Source organism: Embleya sp. NPDC056575, from assembly GCF_042793325.1.
Lineage (GTDB): Bacteria > Actinomycetota > Actinomycetes > Streptomycetales > Streptomycetaceae > Embleya.
In genome coordinates this window covers 48,475-67,775 of record NZ_JBHTVA010000039.1, presented here as the reverse complement: position 1 = coordinate 67,775, position 19,301 = coordinate 48,475, and the positions used below count along the sequence as shown (strand labels likewise).

General features: G+C 71.6%; 21 protein-coding genes. 13 read left to right on the top strand and 8 right to left on the bottom strand.

The window, feature by feature from the left end; all coding sequences use genetic code 11:
* Positions 1-15: 15 nt before the first annotated feature.
* A complete protein-coding gene (locus ACFRCG_RS28470; RefSeq protein ID WP_380036596.1) occupies positions 16-855 on the bottom strand; it encodes a fumarylacetoacetate hydrolase family protein in 840 nt (279 codons plus the stop codon).
* Between the two features lie 164 nt (positions 856-1,019).
* On the opposite strand from ACFRCG_RS28470, the gene ACFRCG_RS28465 reads away from it, so the two are divergent.
* From ACFRCG_RS28465 to ACFRCG_RS28455, 3 genes are all read left to right on the top strand, one after another.
* A complete protein-coding gene (locus tag ACFRCG_RS28465; protein ID WP_380036594.1) occupies positions 1,020-1,886 on the top strand; it encodes a FadR/GntR family transcriptional regulator in 867 nt (288 codons plus the stop codon).
* Between the two features lie 330 nt (positions 1,887-2,216).
* Positions 2,217-2,861 (top strand): ankyrin repeat domain-containing protein, encoded by a 645-nt coding sequence (locus tag ACFRCG_RS28460; RefSeq protein WP_380036592.1) that lies wholly within the window; start codon positions 2,217-2,219, stop codon positions 2,859-2,861.
* Positions 2,858-3,991 carry a hypothetical protein gene (locus ACFRCG_RS28455; protein ID WP_380036590.1) on the top strand — a complete coding sequence of 378 codons (1,134 nt, stop codon included), beginning with the start codon at positions 2,858-2,860 and terminating at the stop codon, positions 3,989-3,991. Before ACFRCG_RS28460 ends, ACFRCG_RS28455 begins: the two co-directional genes overlap by 4 nt.
* Here the strand turns inward: ACFRCG_RS28455 and ACFRCG_RS28450 are convergent.
* The gene (locus ACFRCG_RS28450; protein ID WP_380036588.1) at positions 3,947-4,420 is read right to left on the bottom strand and encodes a winged helix-turn-helix transcriptional regulator; all 474 of its coding nucleotides are present in this window, start codon (positions 4,418-4,420) and stop codon (positions 3,947-3,949) included. The genes ACFRCG_RS28455 and ACFRCG_RS28450 overlap by 45 nt on opposite strands.
* 120 nt (positions 4,421-4,540) lie before the next feature.
* On the opposite strand from ACFRCG_RS28450, the gene ACFRCG_RS28445 reads away from it, so the two are divergent.
* Positions 4,541-5,458, top strand: a complete 918-nt coding sequence (locus ACFRCG_RS28445; RefSeq protein WP_380036586.1) for an alcohol dehydrogenase catalytic domain-containing protein — start codon at positions 4,541-4,543, stop codon at positions 5,456-5,458.
* A 175-nt stretch (positions 5,459-5,633) separates the two neighbouring features.
* Entirely contained in the window at positions 5,634-6,461 is an 828-nt protein-coding gene (locus ACFRCG_RS28440; protein ID WP_380036584.1) for a MarR family transcriptional regulator, read from the top strand.
* Positions 6,462-6,524: 63 nt separating this feature from the next.
* Here the strand turns inward: ACFRCG_RS28440 and ACFRCG_RS28435 are convergent, their stop codons facing one another.
* The 4 genes from ACFRCG_RS28435 to ACFRCG_RS28420 form a co-directional block, all read right to left on the bottom strand.
* Positions 6,525-6,731, bottom strand: coding sequence for a hypothetical protein (locus tag ACFRCG_RS28435; protein WP_380036582.1), 207 nt, complete (start codon positions 6,729-6,731; stop codon positions 6,525-6,527).
* Positions 6,732-6,951: 220 nt separating this feature from the next.
* Positions 6,952-7,194: a hypothetical protein gene (locus tag ACFRCG_RS28430; RefSeq protein ID WP_380036580.1), complete on the bottom strand. Its 243-nt coding sequence runs from the start codon at positions 7,192-7,194 to the stop codon at positions 6,952-6,954.
* Between the two features lie 10 nt (positions 7,195-7,204).
* Entirely contained in the window at positions 7,205-7,483 is a 279-nt protein-coding gene (locus ACFRCG_RS28425) for a hypothetical protein (protein WP_380036578.1), read from the bottom strand.
* Between the two features lie 223 nt (positions 7,484-7,706).
* On the bottom strand, positions 7,707-8,645 hold the full coding sequence (locus tag ACFRCG_RS28420) for an NADP-dependent oxidoreductase (protein WP_380036666.1): 939 nt from the start codon (positions 8,643-8,645) through the stop codon (positions 7,707-7,709).
* Between the two features lie 117 nt (positions 8,646-8,762).
* Between ACFRCG_RS28420 and ACFRCG_RS28415 the strand changes: the two genes are divergently transcribed.
* From ACFRCG_RS28415 to ACFRCG_RS28400, 4 genes are all read left to right on the top strand, one after another.
* The gene (locus tag ACFRCG_RS28415; RefSeq protein ID WP_380036576.1) at positions 8,763-9,821 is read left to right on the top strand and encodes a GlxA family transcriptional regulator; all 1,059 of its coding nucleotides are present in this window, start codon (positions 8,763-8,765) and stop codon (positions 9,819-9,821) included.
* Between the two features lie 180 nt (positions 9,822-10,001).
* Positions 10,002-10,679, top strand: coding sequence for an NADPH-dependent F420 reductase (locus tag ACFRCG_RS28410; protein ID WP_380036574.1), 678 nt, complete (start codon positions 10,002-10,004; stop codon positions 10,677-10,679).
* Positions 10,680-10,950: 271 nt separating this feature from the next.
* Complete coding sequence (locus tag ACFRCG_RS28405; protein ID WP_380036572.1) at positions 10,951-11,673, top strand: helix-turn-helix domain-containing protein; 723 nt, start codon at positions 10,951-10,953, stop codon at positions 11,671-11,673.
* A 7-nt stretch (positions 11,674-11,680) separates the two neighbouring features.
* On the top strand, positions 11,681-12,091 hold the full coding sequence (locus ACFRCG_RS28400; RefSeq protein ID WP_380036570.1) for a VOC family protein: 411 nt from the start codon (positions 11,681-11,683) through the stop codon (positions 12,089-12,091).
* 20 nt (positions 12,092-12,111) lie between these two features.
* Here the strand turns inward: ACFRCG_RS28400 and ACFRCG_RS28395 are convergent, their stop codons facing one another.
* Positions 12,112-12,711: a helix-turn-helix domain-containing protein gene (locus tag ACFRCG_RS28395; RefSeq protein WP_380036568.1), complete on the bottom strand. Its 600-nt coding sequence runs from the start codon at positions 12,709-12,711 to the stop codon at positions 12,112-12,114.
* Positions 12,712-12,777: 66 nt separating this feature from the next.
* On the opposite strand from ACFRCG_RS28395, the gene ACFRCG_RS28390 reads away from it, so the two are divergent.
* From ACFRCG_RS28390 to secD, 4 genes are all read left to right on the top strand, one after another.
* Positions 12,778-14,112 (top strand): MFS transporter, encoded by a 1,335-nt coding sequence (locus ACFRCG_RS28390; RefSeq protein WP_380036566.1) that lies wholly within the window; start codon positions 12,778-12,780, stop codon positions 14,110-14,112.
* 135 nt (positions 14,113-14,247) lie between these two features.
* Entirely contained in the window at positions 14,248-15,480 is a 1,233-nt protein-coding gene (locus ACFRCG_RS28385; RefSeq protein WP_380036564.1) for a low temperature requirement protein A, read from the top strand.
* 98 nt (positions 15,481-15,578) lie between these two features.
* On the top strand, positions 15,579-16,085 hold the full coding sequence (locus ACFRCG_RS28380) for a hypothetical protein (RefSeq protein ID WP_380036562.1): 507 nt from the start codon (positions 15,579-15,581) through the stop codon (positions 16,083-16,085).
* Between the two features lie 53 nt (positions 16,086-16,138).
* Complete coding sequence (gene secD, locus ACFRCG_RS28375) at positions 16,139-18,466, top strand: protein translocase subunit SecD (RefSeq protein WP_380036560.1); 2,328 nt, start codon at positions 16,139-16,141, stop codon at positions 18,464-18,466.
* An 89-nt stretch (positions 18,467-18,555) separates the two neighbouring features.
* On the opposite strand, the gene ACFRCG_RS28370 is transcribed toward secD, so the two are convergent.
* On the bottom strand, positions 18,556-19,236 hold the full coding sequence (locus ACFRCG_RS28370; RefSeq protein ID WP_380036558.1) for a phosphotransferase: 681 nt from the start codon (positions 19,234-19,236) through the stop codon (positions 18,556-18,558).
* Positions 19,237-19,301: the final 65 nt, after the last annotated feature.

Below are 19,301 nucleotides of genomic sequence, written 5' to 3'. Positions count from 1 at the left end.
GGTCGACGCCCGGTCTCAGGCCACGAAGGTCTGGCGCAGCTCGCCGATGCCTTCGATGGTGCTGACGAGTTCGTCGCCCGCGGCCAACCAGCGCTGCGGGTTCCGGCCGAGGCCGACGCCCGCGGGAGTGCCGGTGAAGATCACGTCGCCCGGCAGGAGCGGCAGCACGGCGGAGAGACGGGCGACGAGTGTGGGCACCGAGAAGATCAGGTCACGGGTGCGGCCCTTTTGGACCTGTTCCCCGTTGATCGCGCAACGCAGTTCGAGGTCGTCGGGGTTGTCGAACTCGTCCGGCGTCACCAGCCACGGTCCCATGGGCGCGAACCCGGGATACGACTTGCCGAGGCTGAACTGCGGCGCCGGGCCCGCCAGTTGGATCACCCGCTCGGAGATGTCCTGGCCGACCGTCAACCCGGCGACGTGGCTCCAGGCGTCCTCCTCGCGGACACCGTGGGCGCGACGTCCGATGACCGCGACCAGTTCGACCTCCCAGTCGGTGTGGCCGTCCGCCGGCAACTTCACCTCGGTGACGGGTCCGCTGATGCTGGTGGCGAACTTGGTGAAGACCGGCGGGAGTTGCTCGGGCACGGCGAACCCCGACTCGGCGGCGTGGTCCCGGTAGTTCAGGCCGATCGCCAACGTCTGCCGGGGCGCCGGGGCCGGCGCGCCCAGTTCGCGGTGCTCGAACGCCACGCCTGCGGGAAGGTCGCCGGCGGCCCAGCTACAAAACTCCTCCCACCGCTCGTAGACGGCCTGCGGGTCGGCGGAGAAACGGCCGTTGCTGCCCCGTTCGACGTCGACGGCCTTGCCGTCGACGATCAGGGCCAGTCGGCCGGAGAGGTTGGCGATGCGCATGACGGGTCTCCCGGAGGAATGGGGTGGGGTGGGTCACTCGCGCACCCCACCCAATAATTAAGCATGATGATTAGCCAGATTTTGCGTCGGCGGCAGCCACAGCGTCAAGAGCTGAGGCAGAATGAGCATGGTGAATAGAGTGGTCCGATACAGAGGGAGTGGACGTGCCAGTCGATCCGGACGGCCTCGCGCCGACCAGGAAGCCGAGAGCCGGCTCTCCTGACAGCCACGCCGCGACCGGTCCGCGCCCGGGCGGCGGCTCGGCGGGCGCGCGAAGCACCGGGAGATCTCTCCGACAGGCGGGCTCGGGGCGCGCCGAACGGGCGGCGCAGCAGGTCACGGAGTTGATCGAGAGCGCACCCCCCGGTTCCCGGCTCGGTACGAAGGAGGAACTGCGCACTCTCTGCGAGGTGTCCGTCGGCACCTTCAACGAGGCCCTGCGACTCCTCCAGGCCCGGGGTCTGGTCAATGTGAAACCCGGCCCGGGTGGGGGGCTCTTCAGCGCCGAGCAGTCGCCCATGGTCCGTCTCGGCAACTCCGTCCTGGCGCTCGACGCGCGGCAGAACGACGTCGCCGAGGCGGTGCGCATCCGTGACGCACTGGACCCGCTGCTCATCGAGGACGCGCTCTGGTACGCCTCCCCCGCCGAGATCGCCGCACTGCGCCCCCACATCACCGCCATGGAGAGCGCCGTGGGCGACGCCGACCCGGTCGCGTTCGTACACGCCAACTGGCGCCTGCACGCCGCGATCGCCGCGATCAGCCCGAACGCCTTGCTCGGTTCGCTGTACACGCACCTCTTGGAACTGATCGAGACACACACCCTGTCCGTACTGCCGACCGGCGATCAACCCCTGGGCGAGTACATAGCCGACCGCCACGCACTGCATCGCGACCTGGTGGACGCCCTGGACCGACGCGACCGCGACGAGGCCCTGCGACTCATCCACGAACACAACACCACCCACGACGCCACTCCCGCGTATGCGGCGCCCCCCGGAGGGAGTTCGACCTCGCGCCGGCAGCCCTGAGCCCGCCCTCGGCCACGGATTCGGGCTCACTCACCGTCCTTGTGGGTGAGCGCCACGGCTTGACGAGTCTCGGTTTGGTGGATCTTCAACGGTCGAGTGTTCGATTTACCCCCGAGTTTCCGCCGTGATCGCCGTTCGATCGTCGGGGGGCGCCGTACCCGTGGGTGGTGGGTGTCGGCGTGGCCCGACGGTGTGAGAGCGCGCGTCGGCCGATCGGATGACCTCCGTATCAACCGGCCGTCGTCGTGGGATCGGCCGAGTCGGCGACGGCGGGTCGGGGGTCCGGGCGCAGGATGGGAGGTGCCGTGCTGCCCCGTGGAGGAGTCCCTCATGACCGAACGTCCCCTGTCCCCGGCCGACCGCGCCCTGTCGGATGCCGCCGGCCGCGGTGATCTCGACGGTGTGCGTGCCGCGCTCGCCGCCGGCGCCGCTCCGGGGGCGCGGGACGAGCGCGGCCGCACGGCGCTGCTGTGCGCCGCCCTCGCCGATCACGTCGCCGTCGCCGAGGTGTTGGTCGAGGCCGGGGCGGACGTCAACGCCCGGGACGACCGGCTGGACAGCCCGTGGCTGGTCACGGGGGTCACCGGCAGCGTGGCGATGATGCGCGCGCTGCTGGTCGGCGGGCCGGACGTCACGCTTCGGAACCGGTTCGGCGGGGTGTCGGTGATTCCGGCCGCCGAGCGTGGGCACGTCGGGTACGTCCGCGCCGTGCTCGCCGAGACCGCCATCGACGTCGACCATGTCAACGACCTCGGCTGGACCGCCCTGCTGGAGGCCGTCATCCTCGGCGACGGTGGGCCGGCCCACCGCGAGGTGGTGGACGTCCTGCTCGCCCACGGCGCCGATCCACTGCTGCCGGACGGCGACCGCGTCACCGCCCGCGCCCATGCCGAGCGTCGTGGCTTCCGGGAGATCGCCGCCGCGCTGCGGGCCGCGGAGCGACGCGTCGACGACTCGCGCCGGGGCGGGGCGTGACCGCCCGGGACGGCGCCGCTCGGGCCGGCGTACTCGCGCTGCTGGGCGCCGTTCTGCTCGCCGGCTGTGGTGGATCCGCGCCCGCCCGGGCTCCGGCACCTGCCGCGACCTCCGCCGCCTCGGCCCCGGCCACTCCGGGTCCGCCCGCGACGACGCTGCTCGTCACCGACTTCGGCGCCGATACCGTCACCTTCGTCGACCCGTCCCGCACCGGCCGCGCCGCCGACCTCGGCTCGGTCCGGGTCGGCACCGCGCCGTACGGGCTCGTGGTCGCCCCCGACGGCACCGCGTGGGTGGCCACCGCCGAGGGTGTCGCCGTCGTCGACACCCGCACCCGCGCACTCGTCGCGCGGATCCCGTACACGACCCGGACCGGCCGCGTCGGCACCGGCGAGTATCGGGGCGGCGGCATGGGCATCGCCCTCTCCCCCGACGGCGCCCGGATCTACGTCGGCGTCAACGTGCCCGGCGGCGACGGCGCGCTGGAGGTCGTCGACACCGCAACCCGCACGGTCACCCGGGTCGTTCCGGTCGGCCGCCGTCCCTTCGACGTGGACGTCTCCGCCGACGGCCGCCACGTCTACGTCACCGACCACGACTCCTTCGACGTGCGCACGGTCGACACCGACACCTGGGCCACACGCCGGATCGAGGTGGCCCCGTACGGCACCCGGGGCGGCCTCGGCTCCTGGCTCAAGCCGCACTACACCGCCGTTCGCCCGTCCGACGGCGCCCTGCTGCTCCCCTTCGAGGGCGAACGCCTCGCCGTCGTCGACCCGGCGACCGGCCGGGTCACCGTCGAACCGATGACGGCCAACGCCCACCAGCACGGCGTCACCGTCGCCCCCGACGGCACGCTGTACGTCGTCGCCACCGGCCCGATCGACTCCGAGGTCGACGCCGGCCCGTCGCTCACCATCCGCGCCCCCGACGGAACCGAACGGGTCGTCCCGCTCGAAGGGCCCCACGAGAGCGTCACCCTCTCCCCCGACGGCCGCACCGCCTACGTCTCCGGCGGCTTCACCCGCGACGGCGGCTGGAACGGCCTCACCCTGGTCGACACCACCACCGGCACCACCACGCGCCTATCCGTGGGCCGACTCCCCCTCGCCGTCGCCGTCCTCCCGTGACGCCCGGGCCTCTCGGTGGGCCAGTACGTCGCCCATGTGCGCTTCGGCCCACTGCTTGAGGTCGGCCATGACGCGGTTCAGGGACAGGCCGAGGTCGGTCAGTTCGTAGGTGACGGTGACCGGCACGGTGGGTGTGACCGTACGCGTGACCAACCCGTCGACCTCCAGGGAGCGCAGAGTCTGGGTGAGCATCTTCTGGCTGGCGCCCGCGAGTCGGCGGGACAGTTCGGAGAAGCGCATAGCCCGAGGGCCGTCTCCGTGGTCGACCCCGGGACGGTGCGGGCCATCGCTGCCGAGCGCGGCGAGGATCAACGCGACCCACTTGTCGGAGATCCGGTCGAGCAGTTGGCGGCTGGGGCAGCCCGCCATGAACGCGTTGTAGCTCGCCTTCGCCTCGGCCCGTCGCTGGGCCGCCGTCCGCGTCGACATCGATCGCACCTTCCTCACCCGAGGGGGGCATAGGCACTTTCGAGTGCCTTCTTCCGCCACGAGGTTAACGAAACCAGCATGGAGCTCGTAAACGATCACCCCTCCGCAAGGGAACAAGCCATGAATGCCGCCACTTTCCGCACCGCCGTCGTCCGCGTCCCGAACGGGCCCGACTCGATCGAGATCATCGACGTGCCCGTCGCCGAGCCGGGTCCCGGCCACGTCCGCGTGGCCATCGCCGCGGCGACGGTCAACCCCACCGACCTCGGTGTCGTGGCCGGCTTCTTCCACACGATCGGACTGGTCAAGCAGCCCGAACACACCGGACTGGGCTGGGAGTTCGCCGGCGTCGTGGAGGCGGTCGGGTCGGGCGTCGACCTGGCGGTGGGCACCCGGGTGGCCGGGCTGGTGGTCGGCTTCGACCGCGACTACGGCACCTACGCCGAGCGGATCGTGGTCGCGGCGGCCGACGTTGCCCCGGTCCCCGACGAACTGGACCTGGTCGCCGCGGCCACGGTCCCCCTCAACGGGTCGGCCGCCGCGCATGCCGTCGACCTGCTCGGCGACGCGCCCGCCGGCGCCGGCCGCCTGCTGGTGACCGGCGCCGCGGGGGCGGTCGGGGCGAACGTCGCCGTCCTCGCCCGGGAACGCGGTTGGCAGGTGACCGGGCTCGCCCGGGCCGGCGACGAGGAGTTCGTCCGCGGCCTCGGCGCCGACTTCACCACCCACGCCGAGCCGGAATGGGACGCGGTCGTCGACCCCGCGCAACTCGACGACCAGGCCCTCGCGTTGGTCCGCGACGGCGGCGCCTACGTCGGCCTGCGGCCCGGCCTCGCACCCGCCGCCGAGCGCGGAATCTCGGTCGCCGCCGTGTTCACCGCCTCCGACCCCGCCCGCCTCGCCGACCTCCTCACCCGCGCCGCCGCCGGCGAACTCCCGACCCGCGTCCACGCCGTCGTCCCGCTGGAGCGGGCCGCCGAGGCCCACCGAGCCACCGCCGAGAGCGGCCTCCGGGGCCGCTACGTCATCCGCCCCTGACGGCGCGGCGCCGAGGAGCAGGCCCCGGGGCGGGCAACCCCGGTCGGCAGGCGGCGTGGCCGAACCGGACTTCCGAAGTCGCGAGAGATTCGGACCCGGTCGACTGCCGTTCCCTGGGGCCGATTCGGCGGCGCGTTCCGCCCCATGGGGAGTGATCGCGGGCATGATGTGGGCCATGACGCACATCGCCCGTCGCATGTTCGAGCTCCTGGAGCCGATCTGCCTGGTCACCTTCTTCGCCGACGAGTGCAACGAGGAGCTCGCCGCGCTCGGCCACCGCACCTACTGGGACGGCTACTTCGCGAGCCGCGCCGCGCCGTTGGGGCGGGTGCCGGCGCAGGTCGTGCACGCGGCCTTCTACAGCTTCGCCGAGGGGGAGGCCGCGCGGCACATCCCGAGCGCGTGGGAGACGATCCCGCCCGAGGCGTCCGTTGCCGCGCGGCAGCGGGGCAGCGCGGCCTCCGTGCGGCGGATCCTCGGCGACGAAACGGCCGACTCCCCGGGCCTGGTGCGCGCCGCCGACCTGACCACCAAGGCCGCGACGGGCGCGCCCGTGGAAGGTCGGGTGATGTACGCCGGGATGCGCGCCCTCGCGGTGCCGAGCGACCCGGTCGCCCGGCTGTGGCATTCCGCGACCATGCTGCGCGAACACCGCTGCGACGGGCACATCGCCGCGCTCGTCGGCGCGCGCATCGGCGGTACGGAGGCCCACCTGCTGGACGCGGCGGCGCAGGGCATCCATCCGCCGGAGTCGTTCGGGCGCGTCCACCACCTGCCGAAGCAACGACTGGCGACGGTCATGGACGGCTTGCGCAAGCGCGGACTCCTCGACGCCGACGGCCGGTTCACCGACACCGGCCGCGAGACCAAGCAGCGCGTCGAGGCCCTCACCGACGAACTCGCCGCGCCGCCGTACGACGCCCTGTCCCCGGCCGAACTCGACGAGCTGATAGCGGAGTTGGAACCCATCACCGCCAAGCTGGTGGCTGCGGGCTCGCGGTGACAAGCGGCGACGGACGGGATCACGAGCCGGCCGACCCACACGGGCGCGGTGAACTCGGCGGCGTCAACCCCTGAGCAGGTCGCGCTGGATCCGGTGAGCGATGGAGTGGCGTACCGATGCCGATGAGGTGGCGGCGGTCGTGGCGGTGACCTTCACGGGAAGGTCGAGACCGCGACTGATCTCGTCGTACGCGGCCTGGAAACCGCCGGACACGGCCTGTTCCTCGGTCTGCGTCTCGGGGGTGCGGCGCGCGCTCTCCTTGCCTGCCACAACCCGGCTATACACCGGATCACACCCTCCCCCACAACCAGGTTATGGCCGGCAGGATCCGCCTCATGCCCCGCTGCGATCGCCGACCACGGCGGCATTCCTGCGCAGATGACCCGGCCCACGCCCGCGAAGTCCGACGCGGCGTCAACTCCCGCAGCCTGTCCGTCCCGGGGAGAGCCGCCGTGCCGGTATCAACGGGACCCGCAAGGTTCCGACAAAATCACGAGGCGTTGGGTGTAAATGCCGCCCCGTCAGGAGACTCTGTCACCTTGAACCGGGCGGCCAGATCCGCGAAGGGCCGGTCAGCGTACTCGGGCGGCACTTCGAGTTCTGCGATCTTGCGGTCCTCGCTGGGGCGAAGGCGAACCCTGACGCGATCGTCACCCGCCTCAATGATCTCCGCAAGCGCGATGATGCTCCCGTCTTCGCCATATGACGCCTGAACGCGCATGAGCTGGACCATCCTCTCCCTTTTACACAGTGACAAGCATGAGCACGATGACGAACTGCGTGTTTCCGAACGCCCGAAGCTCCAGACCCCAGTAGGGCGGAATCGGATTGCTTCCCTCCCAGTACGAGTACTCCGTCACATACTGGAGCCTGGAAAGTGCGTCAGTGAAGGGGTGAAAGTACGCATTCGGTCGAACCCAGGAGAACTGGTTCGGATTCTTGCCGAAGTCGTATTCGTACAACTGCTGCTGGCCATTCGCGAGGAATAGGAAGCCGCTGCGGATAAGCTCGACATTCGCCATACTTCTTCCCATTCTCGTTCAGTTGGCCGACGGGGAACCCTCTGCAAGAAGAGGGCTCCCCGTCGCGGGTGTTGCGTGAACGTGAATGCTGTTGATACGACCCGTCCGGGTGATTGAACCCGGCAATCCAGCCGACATGCAGGCCGGATGCGCGATGACTCGGCGGCGGCGCGGGGCCGATCGCCCGCCGGGGGTCGGGGCGGGCGATCCGGCCCGATCGGGGCTACGGCACCGTCAGGACGACCTTGCCGGTCACCCGTCCCGTGTCGCCCAGCATGTGGCCCTTGGCGGCCTCGGCGAGGGGGAACACCGCCTCCACGACGGGGCGCAGCGATCCGGCGTCGATCATGGCGGCGATCGCGCGCATGCCTTCCTGGTCGGCTTCGACGAGCATCGGCCGTACCCGGACGCCCGCCGCCGCGCGCGCCGCCCGCTCGGCCAGGTCGTCGGGCAGTTGGGTCAGGGCGATCGACACGAGTTGTCCGCCCGGCGCGAGTACGCTCAGCGACCGCGCGGCGGTGTCGCCGCCGAGGGCGTCCAGCACGATGTCGACGGGTTCGATCGTGGTGAAGTCCCGGGTCCGGTAGTCGATCATCTCGTCGGCGCCGAGCGAGCGGACCACGTCGTGCTTGGCGGCGCTCGCCGTCCCGATGACGTGGGCGCCGCGCGCCTTGGCGATCTGTACCGCGAAATGGCCTACCCCGCCGGCGGCCGCGTGCACCAGCACCCGCTGACCGGGCCGTATGCCGGCGGTGTCGACGAGGGCCTGCCACGCGGTGAGTGCGGCCAGCGGCACGGCCGCGGCCTGCGTGTGGTCGAGGCTTTTCGGCTTGGCGGCCATCGCCCGCGCCGGGGCCACGACGTACTCGGCGAAAGCCCCGGCCCCGGACGGGTACGGCAGCATGCCGAACACCTCGTCGCCCGGCTCGTGCAGCGTCACCCCGATGCCGACCGCCTCGACCGTGCCCGAGACGTCCCAGCCCAGCACCAGCGGAAGCCGGCCCAGGAAGCCGGCGAATCGGCGGTGCTTCCAGTCCGTCGGATTCATGCCGGCCGCGTGTACCCGCACCAGGATCTCGGAGGGGCCCGGCACCGGCCGGGGCGATTCGATCTCGTGAACGACGTCGGGCCCGCCGTACACGTCCTGGCTCATCGCCTTCATGGTGCTCTTCGCTTCCTGTGCGGTGGTGGCATCCGTGCTTGTCATGGGACCCAGCATGTCTGCGGTGCGACCAGGCAAAACAGTGGCCCGAAGGTCATCATGTGCAATGATCGGGCCATGGCCATCGTCGGTGCATCGCCCACTTCCGCCTCGCTCGGGCCGGACTCCGAGCCGTTCTCGTGCATCCCCGCGCCGGTCTCGGACGAGCCCGCGCCGGTTCCGCACCGCGTCGTGGTGCTGGCCGTCGACGGCGTGATCCCGTTCGAGCTGAGTCTCGCCGCGCGCCTGTTCGGCGCGGCGACGGACGCCGCGAACCGGCCGCTGTACGACGTCGTGACCTGCTCGATCGACGGGCGCCCCGTGCGCACCGCGGCGGACTTCGCGATCACCGTCGAACACGACGCCGCGGTGCTCGCGAGTGCGGGCACGGTCGTCATCCCGGCGTCCGAACGATTCGCGGAGATCGTCGACGGCGCCGCGATGCCCGCACCACTGACCCATGCGCTGCGCCTGATCCCGCTCGACGCCCGCATCGTCTCGATCTGCATCGCCACCTATGTACTGGCCGCCGCGGGCCTGCTCGACGGCCACCCGGCGACCACGCACTGGCGGCACGCGGAGCGCCTGGGCCACCTGTACCCGCGGGTCGACGTGACCTCCGACGTGCTCTACGTGGACGCCGGCCGGGTCCTGACCTCGGCGGGCGCGGCCTCCGGGATCGACCTGCTCATGCATCTGATCCGGGTCGACCACGGCAGCGCGGTCGCCAACCTGGTCGCGCGCCGCTGCGTGGTGCCACCACAGCGCGAGGGCGGCCAGGCGCAGTATGTCGAACGCCCCGTACCCCCGACCGCCGACACCGGCACATCCGCCACCCGGGCCTGGGCCCTGGAGCGACTGCACGAACCGCTGTCGCTGGAGGACCTCGCCCGACACGCGGGCATGAGCCGCCGCACCTTCACCCGCCGCTTCCGGGCCGAGGTGGGCCAAAGCCCCGGCCAATGGCTCACCAGGCAACGTGTGGACCTGGCCCGGGAGTTGCTGGAAACCAGCGACCTACCGGTATCCCGAATCGCCGAACGCGCCGGCTTCGGCACCGACGTCTCCCTACGCCAACACCTACACACCGCGATCGGCGTCTCCCCGGGCACATACCGCCGAACCTTCCGAACCTGACCCTATCGGCGGCCGGGCTCTGCGGGGTTCGGGTGGTGGAGGTATCGAATAGTGCGTACTTCCGCCCCGGGCGGGCGCGATCTACGGTCGCATGGATCAATCGGTCGAACGAAACCGGCCGACCACCGCACCGTCTGCCGCCGTGGTTGCCCGGCGTTTTGGTACGAGAGGGAACAGCACATGAGGATCGGCGTACTGGGCACGGGCGAGGTCGGACGACGGCTCGCCGGCAAGCTCGCCTCACTGGGTCATCACGTCACGCTCGGCTCCAGGACGGCGGACAACGCCGACGCCAGGCAGTGGGCGGCGGACAACGGCGGCGCACACGGCACCTTCGCCGACGCGGCCGGCGCCGGCGAACTCGTGGTGAACGCGACCGGCGGCCTGGTCTCGGCGGCGGTGCTGGAGGCGGCGGGGGCCGACAATCTGCGCGGCAAGATCCTCGTCGACGTGTCCAACGCACTGGACTTCTCCGAGGGGTTCCCGCCCAAGGTCTTCACCCCGGACGGCGGCAGCCTCGCCGAGCACCTGCAAAAGGCGTTCCCCGAGACCCGGGTCGTCAAGACCCTCAACACCATGAACAACACGGTCATGGTCGAGCCGGGCCTCGTCCCGGGCCACCACAACGTATTCCTCAGCGGCGACGACGAGGCCGCCAAGGCCGAGGTGGCCACCCTGCTGGGCTCGTTCGGCTGGACCCCCGCCCAGATCATCGACCTCGGCGACCTGTCCAGTGCCCGCGCGACGGAACTCCTGATGCCTCTGTGGCTACGCTTGTACGGGGTCCTGGGCCCGGTCGACTTCAACATCGCGGTCGCCATCGCCCCCACCGCCGACCGGGCTTCGACCCACGCTTGACCCGGAGGTCGGGCAGAACAAGTAGCCGGCCACCACCGTCGCCAGGGGGGTCGGGCCCGCCCGGGCCCGACGCCCTCGGTTACCCGCCCCGCCGATACGAGGGTGGTGTTCATGCTCGCGGAGGGCGGGGGTCGGGTCTTGCGTCGGGTGATGGGAAACTGGGTCGGTGATCAGGCAAGGCTCCTCCCTGCGGCCGTTCGTGGCGACCTTGGACGCATACGATCTGGGGTCGGGCTCGGGGGGTGTTCATCGTGGGCTGCCTTCGTCCACCGTGTCGATCACCATTCCCGAGGACGACTTTCTCGAGGTCGGGTGGGTCGCGCGTTCGCACTCGCGCAGCCGCCACCGCGCCGTGGTGTCCGGCTTGCACATGGACGCGGCCGAGTTGCGGCAGCGAGGATGCACGCGTGGGGTGTTCGTCACGCTCGATCCGCTGGGTGCCAGGGCGTTGCTGGGGTTGCCGGCGTCCGCTCTGGCCGGACACGTGGTCGATCTCGCCGACGTCGTTCCCGCGCTCGCGGATCTCCCGGAGCGGCTGGCGGGCTGCCGAACCTGGCCGCAACGTCGCGCGCTGGTCGAACGGTCCCTGCTGGCGGGCCCGGCACGGCACGGTGAGCGCGACAACACCCGCGAACTGCGTGCCATGCTCGTGGCCCTGACCCGCACCGCCCGGGTGGACGAGGCCGCTCGCCGACTCGGTTGTTCCAGGCGGCACCTGAGCACCAGGGTTCGCGCCGAGTGCGGGGTGACGCCGAAGGAGTACCAGCGTCTCATCCGCTTCGAAGCCGTCCGACGCCGTCTCGCGGCCGTCGGCACGGCAGGGACCGGTCTGGCGGACGTGGCCGCCGCGTCGGGGTTTGCCGATCAGGCGCATCTCTCCCGGGAGTGGCGGGCCATGGCCGGGTACACGCCGACCGAGTGGTTGCGCGCCGAAGGTCCCAAGACCGCGGCCGATCCCAAATGTTCAAGACTCGGGCGCCGCCCCGCCTCATGATCGGTACATGACGAAGACCCGGTTCCTCCCTCGCCTGATCGTGTCCGACCCCGACCGTGCGTCGGCTTTCTATCGGGAAGTCCTCGGCGCCGAGGAAGTGTTTCGTGCGCCGGGCGACGACGGCCGCCCCACCGTGGTGGAACTCCGCGTCGGCGGGTCGTCGTTCCGGGTGTCCCCCGACGTTTCGGCATGGGGGTGGGTATCACCCCGTGATCTGGGCGGCTCGCCGGTCCTGCTGGAGATCGAGGTCGACAACCCGGACGAGGTCGGCGAGCGCATGACGGCCCATGGGTCCGAGGTGGTCGTGGCCATCGAGAACCGGCCGTACGGGAAGCGCTCGGGCCGCATCCGTGACCCGTTCGACCATCTGTGGATCATCACCGGAGAGCCCGCTCTCGACGACATCCGCGCGGACTGACCACATCGGGTGACGGAGCGCTATTCGTTGTCGGGTTGTTTCTTCGGGCCGACCGGGCGGAGGTGGATGCGTTCGCCCTGTTTGCCGAAGAGGCTGAGGACTTCGACGTTGCCGCGGCCGGCGGCGCCGAACCAGTGTGGGATCCGGCAGTCGAACTCGGCGGCCTCGCCGGCGCCAAGCGTGAAGTCCTGACCGCCCAGTCGGATGCGGAGTTGTCCGCTCAGGACGTAGAGCCATTCGTATCCCGCGTGGGTGCGCAGGTGGGGCTGTTCGTCGTGCGCGGGGATGGTCATCTTGTAGGCGCGGGGTTCGCCCTGTCTGCGCGACAGCGGGATCAGCACTCGGCCGTTCTTCCGGGCGGGGTGTTGCGGCACTCGGGGGTCGACGATCCGTGGGGCGGCGACGATCTCGTCCAGTGGCACGTCGAGCGCCACGGTGATCGGCAGGAGCAGTTCGAGACCGGGTTTGCGCTGCCCGGATTCCAGGCGGGAGAGCGTGCTGGTCGAGATGCCGGTGGCGCGGGCGAGGGCGGCCAGGCTGACGTTCTTCTTCTCGCGGGCGCGGCGCAGGCGTGGGGCGATCTGCTCGATCACGGCACCGATCGTGGGCTGTTCGTCCATGGGGGCAGTCAAACAAGGCGTCCCGGAATCGGCAATGTTGTTTGTCGTTTCCGGGACGTTGTTCGGATGCTCCTGGTGGAGGTGATCCGCATGGATGCGACAACGACAACGACTCACGGATCGACGGGATCGACGGGATCGACGCCGGACCCGGCGACGACGAAGGTCGCCCGCGAAAAGTCGTCCCGGCGTCTGCCCGCCGGGGTGTACCTGCTCGGATTTTGCCTGTTCGCGATGGGAAGCGCGGAGTTTCTGCTGGCCGGCGTGTTGCCGGCGATGGCCGACGACCTGGATGTATCGCTGTCCTCGGCCGGGTTCTTGATCACGGCGTTCGCGCTGGGGGTGGTGGTCGGCGGGCCTCCGTTCGCCGTGCTGAGTCTGCGTTGGCCGAGGCGGACCGCGCTGGTGGCGACCCAGGCCGTGTTCGCGATCGGCGTCGTCGTCGGGTTGCTGGGCAACTACCAGGTTCTGCTGGTGAGCCGGGTGGTGTCGGGGGTGGCCTACGCCGGGTTCTTCGCCGTCGCGTCGGTGACCGCGATCGGCCTGGTGACGCCGGAGCGCAACGCCCGGGCGTCCGGGGTCGTGGTGAGCGGGCTCAGCGTGGCCATGGTCGCCGGTGGGCCCGCGGGCACACTGATCGGCCACTTCACCGAGTGGCGCGGCGGGTTCTGGGGCGTCGTGGTCCTGACGATCGCCGGGGCCGTCGGGTGCCTCCTCGGGCTGCCCGCCGACGACCCGCGCGCCGAACACCCGGTCGGGCCGCGTGTGTCGCGCGAGTTCGCCGCCATGCGGAATCCGCTGCTGTGGGGCATCTACGCGATCACCGTCCTGACCACGGCGGCGTACATGATCACGTTCAACTACCTGGCGGCGATGCTCACCGACGTCACGGGGGTTCGCGAGGTCTGGATCCCGGCGGTGCTCGCGCTGTTCGGCGTGGGTGCCTTCGTCGGCCTGTCGATCGGTGGTCGCATCTCCGACCGACGCCCTCATCTCGCGCTCCTCGGCGGCGCCTCGGCGATCGTGGTCCTGTCGGTCGTGATGGTCGTCGCGCTGCGGACGGCCTGGGTGGTGGTGCCCGTGGTCCTCCTGCTCGGCATCGCCGCGTTCGTGCCGAACCCCGCCGTGTACGGGCGCGTCTTCGCGATCGCGGCCGACGCGCCGACGCTCGCCGGAGCCGGCACCGTATCCGCGTTCCAACTCGGCATCAGCATCACCCCCGCCCTCGCCGCCGTGTCGTTCGGCCAGGGGGCGTCGCTCACCTCGCTGTGCCTGATCGGCGCCGCCCTCGGCGCGATCGCCATCCCGCTCGTACTCGTCGACCGATCCCGCGGGGAGGCCGCGCGGGGCAACCGAGACGCCCGCTCCCGGGACGGAGGGGCGGTGCCGGTGGAACGCTGATCGACGTTCCGGCGTGGGCGCGGCGGCAGCCGTAGGTGCGGGCCCGCCCCGTCCACACCGTGGCCGATGCGGCGCCAACCGCGGCGTTCCGGCCCCGCGGGCACGTGCCTTCGCCCGCGTCCCCATAATGTCGCCGTGACCCTCCCCCTCCCCGAGCCCGCGCCGCTCGCGGCTTCCGCGACGCCGGCGCTGCCCGCGATGCCCGCACCGCCCGCGACACCGGCCGCCCCGGTGGAGTCCACCGTGCGGGTGTCCACTCTGGAGCTGTTCTTCGACCTGGTCTTCGTGTTCACGGTGACCCAGCTGACCGCCGCGATCGCGCACGAGTTGAACCCGACCGGGATCACCCGGGTGGTGCTCATGCTCGCGCTCATCTGGTGGATGTACAGCGGCTACGTGTGGCTGACCAACACCGTGCCGCCGACCACGCCCCTGCGCCAGACGCTCCTGATGGTCGGGATGTCGGGCTTCCTCGTGGTCGCGTTGGCCGTTCCGCACGCCTTCGACGGGACCGGCGAGGCGTTCGGATTCGGGTACCTGATGTTGTCCGGCGTGCACTTCGCGATGTTCCTGGCCTCCGGCGGCACCCGGCAGGCGTTCGTACGGATCGCCCCGTTCAACATGTCCAGTACCGCGTTGATCGTGGTCGGCGGCTTCCTCGACACCAACGCGCAACTCGCGGCATGGGCCGCCGCGGTGATCGTGCAGATCATCACGCCCTACGTCGCCGGCAACGACGGCTTCCGGTTGAGCGTCCCGCACTTCGTGGAACGGCACGGCCTGGTGGTGATCGTCGCGCTGGGCGAGTCGGTGATCGCGATCGGCGTCGGCGCGCAGGGCCTCGCGCTGAACCCGACCCTGATCGCGACGGCGGCATCAACCCTGACGGTGTGCTTCGCGATCTGGTGGGCGTACTTCGGCGCCGACGACGACGAGCGGGCCGTCGCGGTCCTGGAGCGGCTGGAGCCCAGGGCCCGCAATCTGCGCGCGCTCAACATCTACGGGTACGTGCACTACGGACTGCTGCTCGGCATGCTGCTGTTCGCGGCCGGCGTCAAGGGAGCGATGGCGCATCCCTCGGACCGCCTCGACACCGTCCACGCCGGCACACTGGTGGGCGGACTCGCGCTCTTCCTCGCCTCGGTCGTGGCCACGCGTCGTGCCTTCCACATCACCCCCAACGGCTACCGGATCGGCGCCGTGCTGACCCTGCTCGCCACCATCCCGATCGGCCGTTTCGGCTCGGCCCTGGCCCAGATCGCCGCCATCGCCGCGATCCTGATCGTGTACGGCACGCTGGAAACCCGCCATCGCCGGCGGCACCCGGCGAGTCCGCTCGACGTACACACCGGTTCCGTGACGTCGTAACGCGTCCCGGGAACTCGAAACAGCGGGCCGGGCGTTGCGACCATGAACCGGATCGTGCCCACGTCGGCGTGGGAACGGCGCAGACCGAGGAGGGCGCGATGACCCGGCGACACGTCGCCGTACGTCCTCCTCGCGTCGGCCCTCCCCATCCCCACCGCCGCCGCGGCGCACCGGCCGCCGTCCGCACCGCGCGCTCGCGGCGCAATGGGTGGCTCGGGGCGTTGCTCGCCGTCGCCCTCGCGCTGCTCGGCGCGTTGGCCGCCCCCGCGTCCGCCCACGCGGCCGGCGCACCCGATCCCGACCGCGCCTCCGTCTCCGCGCACACCGCCGCCAACCCGGGGCACGTGCGCGACGTCGCCGACGAGGCGACCCGCGACGTGCGCCGCGGTCCGCCGGCGCCTCTCGCGGCCCGCGACCTCCACGACGAGCGGCACCATCTGCACCACCCCCACGACGCGGCGCTCACCGGCCGCGCCGTCGTGCTCCCGCCACCCGCGGGGCATCGAACCTCCGCGCTCGGCGACGACGCCGATCCTTCGCCGCGCCGTTTCGCGCTCCCGCCGGGCCGCGCTCCACCGTCTCCCCGGGCTCCAGACCTTCCCTGAGTCCGATCGCCGCGCGCCGACCACCGGTCGCGGTGTATCCGTGGAGACCATCCTTGCCACGTGCCACCAAGGTGCGGGCGTTGTTCGCCCTCGCCATCCTCGCCATGTCCACCTACATCGCCGCCACCATGCCGCCGTGCCTGGGACTCGACCTGCGCGGCGGTACCCAGATCGTGCTGGAGACCCGGGACTCGCCCACCGCGAAAGCCGACCGCGACGCCACCGATCGAACCCTGGAGGTGCTGCGTCGTCGCGTCGACGCGCTCGGCGTCTCCGAACCCACCCTGGTCCGCTCGGGCGAGCGACGAATCATCGTCGAACTCCCCGGTGTGCAGGACCCGCGCCGCGCCGCCGAGGTGCTCGGCCGTACCGCACAACTCACCTTCCATCCCGTTCTCGACGTCGTCGACACGACCGGTGCCCCGACCGCGACCGACGCCGAGGGACGCCAGGTGTTGCCCGACGAGTCGGGCCGAATGTTGAAGCTGGACGCGTCACGGATGACCGGAGCCGACGTCGACCGCGCCCGGGCGCTGCTGGATCCGGCCGGCGGCGGCTGGCACGTCACGCTCGACCTGCGCGGTCGGGGCGAGCGGGCCTGGGCCGAGCTCACCGCCGACGCCGCGTGCGCACCGTCGGGAAGCCCCGCGCGGCGCGTGGCGATCGCCCTGGACGGCAGGGTCGTCTCCTCGCCCCGAGTCGAGCAGTCGGTGCGCTGCGGCACCGGCATCCTCGGCGGATCCACCCGCATCACCGGCGACTTCGACAAACGCGCGGCGCGCGAACTGGCCCTGCTGATCAACGGCGGCGCGCTGCCGGTGCCGGTCGAGACCGTCGAACACCGCACCGTGGGGCCCACGCTGGGCGAACGGGCCATCGAGGCCGCGATGTGGGCCGCGATCGTCGGCGCCGCGCTGACCGCGCTGTTCATCGTGTGTGTGTACCGCCTGCTCGGGGTCCTCGCCGCACTGGCCCTGGTCGGCTACGGGCTGATCGCGTACGCCGCCCTGGTCGGCGTCGGCGCCACCCTCACCCTGCCGGGACTCGCCGGGTTCGTACTGGCCGTCGGGATGGCGGTCGACGCCAATGTCCTGGTGTTCGAACGGGCTCGGGAGGAATACCTCGCGCGAACCGCACCGGCCCTGCGCCCGTCGCTGACCCGAGGTTTTCGCAACGCGTTCGGCGCCGTCGCCGACTCCAACGTCACCACCCTGATCGCCGCCGGCCTGCTGTTCTTCCTGGCCGGCGGCCCGGTGCGCGGATTCGGGGTGACGCTGGGCATCGGCGTGCTCGCGTCGATGGTCAGCGCGCTGGTGGTCACCCGGGTCCTGGCCGAGTTCGCCGTGACGCGCGCGGCGGTCCGGCGCCGGCCCCGGATCAGCGGCATCGCGCACGCGGGCCGGGTACGCGCGTGGCTGACCGGGCGCGATCCGAACCTCATGCGGCATCGTCGACGCATGATGGCCGTATCCGGCGTGCTCGCGCTGGGCCTGGCGGTGTCCGGCGTGGCGGTGCGCGGCGTCGACTTCGGCGTGGAGTTCACCGGGGGCCGGCTCGTCGAGTACGCGACGACGCAGGCGGTCGATCCGGACCGGGCCCGCGCGGCGCTCGCCGACGCCGGATTCCCCAAGGCCGTCGTACAGGCCTCGGGCGATCACGAACTCACGGTACGTACGGGCAAGCCGACCGACGCCGAGGAGGCCCTGATCACCGCGACGGTCGTCGAACTGGGCCACGGCGCGGAGAAGGTGCGCGACGAGTTCATCGGGCCGAGCCTGGGGAAGGAGCTGCGACTGAAGGCCGCGATCGCCCTCGGGGTGGCGCTCGCCGCCCAGATGGCATACCTCGCGGTGCGGTTCCGCTGGACCTTCGGGGTGGCCGCGGTCGTCGCGATGGCGCACGACGTGCTGATCGTGGTGGGCGCCTTCGCGTGGCTGGGACGCACCGTCGACGCGGTGTTCCTGGCCGCGCTGCTCACCGTGATCGGCTACTCGGTCAACGACTCCGTCGTCGTCTTCGACCGGATCCGCGAACTGCGCCGCGCTCCCGGTGAGCGCTCGCTCGCCCGGATCGCCGACACGGCGGTGCTCCAGACCCTGCCGCGCACCGTCAACACCGGTTCGGGCGCGTTGTTCGTCCTGATCGCACTGGCGGTGCTGGGCGGCGACTCACTGGCCGACTTCGCACTGGCGCTGCTGATCGGCGTGGTCGCCGGCACCGTCTCCACGATAACCGTCGCCGCACCCGCGGCAGTCGCACTGGAGTCACGCACCACACCGGCGCCACCACGCACGCCCCGCCCCCTACCCTCCCCCGACGACCACGGCGGGCGCGTCCCACGCCCCGGCCGCACCCCACACGACAACGGGGCCCGTATCTGACCCCACCGACCGCCCCGCCGCGGCGGGCCCGCCCCCGGCGCGAGCCTGCCGTGACGGTGCGTTCGGCCCGGCCGCCTCGAGCGGCGCGATCAACCACCCGGTCGACGACGCGTGTCGAGCCGCCGGCCGAGCAACGCGACCGCCTCGCCCAGCAGGGCCATCTCGCGGGTGGTCAGGTTGGGGTCGGCGCGGCGGAAGCGTACGGCGTGGTCCAACGCGTCGGGAGGCACGGCGCCGACGGTGGCCAGGAACGCGGCGAGGAACGCGGCGGCGAGCGCGGCCTCCGCCCAGGCGGGGTCGACCGCGACCTGGGCAAGGATCAGCGCGGATACGGCGACGTCGAACTCGGGCCGGCCCTCTCGGGAGTTGCGCCAGTCGATCACCACCGGCCCGCGCGCTTCGAGCATGATGTTCGCCGGGTGCAGATCCAGGTGCACCGGATGCTCCCCGGGCCCGCCCGGGATCCGTGGCGGCAGCGCGTGGAGGCGGGCGAGCAGGCCGGCCAGCTGTTCGGCGGCCGCCGACGTGGTGATCTCCCCGCTGCCCAGCGCCTGCAACATGGTCGGACCGGTGAGTCGTTCGAGGACCAGATCGCCGCCCTCGGCCGCGTAGACCCGCGGCACGGGAAATCCCAACCCGCCCACGTGGGCCATCATCGCGGCCTCGGCGGCCACGTCGCCTCCGTCCCGATACCGGCGCAGGACGCGCCGCGCGTCGAGAGCGAAGACATCGGCGTCTCGGCCGGTCGCCACCATCACGAGGTCGGTCACAACGCGACTGTACTGTCGTGCGCCGAACCCCGCGCGGGGCTTCGGCGCCAGGACGGCCGTCATCG

Coding starts and splice junctions, on each gene's coding strand:
- ACFRCG_RS28395 (WP_380036568.1), bottom strand. CDS start 12,711: ATGGACGAACAGCCCACGATCGGTGCCGTGATCGAGCAGATCGCCCCA.
- ACFRCG_RS28445 (WP_380036586.1), top strand. CDS start 4,541: ATGAATGCCGCCACTTTCCGCACCGCCGTCGTCCGCGTCCCGAACGGG.
- ACFRCG_RS28440 (WP_380036584.1), top strand. CDS start 5,634: ATGACGCACATCGCCCGTCGCATGTTCGAGCTCCTGGAGCCGATCTGC.
- ACFRCG_RS28410 (WP_380036574.1), top strand. CDS start 10,002: ATGAGGATCGGCGTACTGGGCACGGGCGAGGTCGGACGACGGCTCGCC.
- ACFRCG_RS28415 (WP_380036576.1), top strand. CDS start 8,763: ATGGCCATCGTCGGTGCATCGCCCACTTCCGCCTCGCTCGGGCCGGAC.
- ACFRCG_RS28470 (WP_380036596.1), bottom strand. CDS start 855: ATGCGCATCGCCAACCTCTCCGGCCGACTGGCCCTGATCGTCGACGGC.
- ACFRCG_RS28460 (WP_380036592.1), top strand. CDS start 2,217: ATGACCGAACGTCCCCTGTCCCCGGCCGACCGCGCCCTGTCGGATGCC.
- ACFRCG_RS28450 (WP_380036588.1), bottom strand. CDS start 4,420: ATGTCGACGCGGACGGCGGCCCAGCGACGGGCCGAGGCGAAGGCGAGC.
- ACFRCG_RS28425 (WP_380036578.1), bottom strand. CDS start 7,483: ATGGCGAATGTCGAGCTTATCCGCAGCGGCTTCCTATTCCTCGCGAAT.
- ACFRCG_RS28380 (WP_380036562.1), top strand. CDS start 15,579: ATGACCCGGCGACACGTCGCCGTACGTCCTCCTCGCGTCGGCCCTCCC.
- ACFRCG_RS28400 (WP_380036570.1), top strand. CDS start 11,681: ATGACGAAGACCCGGTTCCTCCCTCGCCTGATCGTGTCCGACCCCGAC.
- ACFRCG_RS28420 (WP_380036666.1), bottom strand. CDS start 8,645: ATGAAGGCGATGAGCCAGGACGTGTACGGCGGGCCCGACGTCGTTCAC.
- ACFRCG_RS28430 (WP_380036580.1), bottom strand. CDS start 7,194: ATGGTCCAGCTCATGCGCGTTCAGGCGTCATATGGCGAAGACGGGAGC.
- ACFRCG_RS28390 (WP_380036566.1), top strand. CDS start 12,778: ATGCTCCTGGTGGAGGTGATCCGCATGGATGCGACAACGACAACGACT.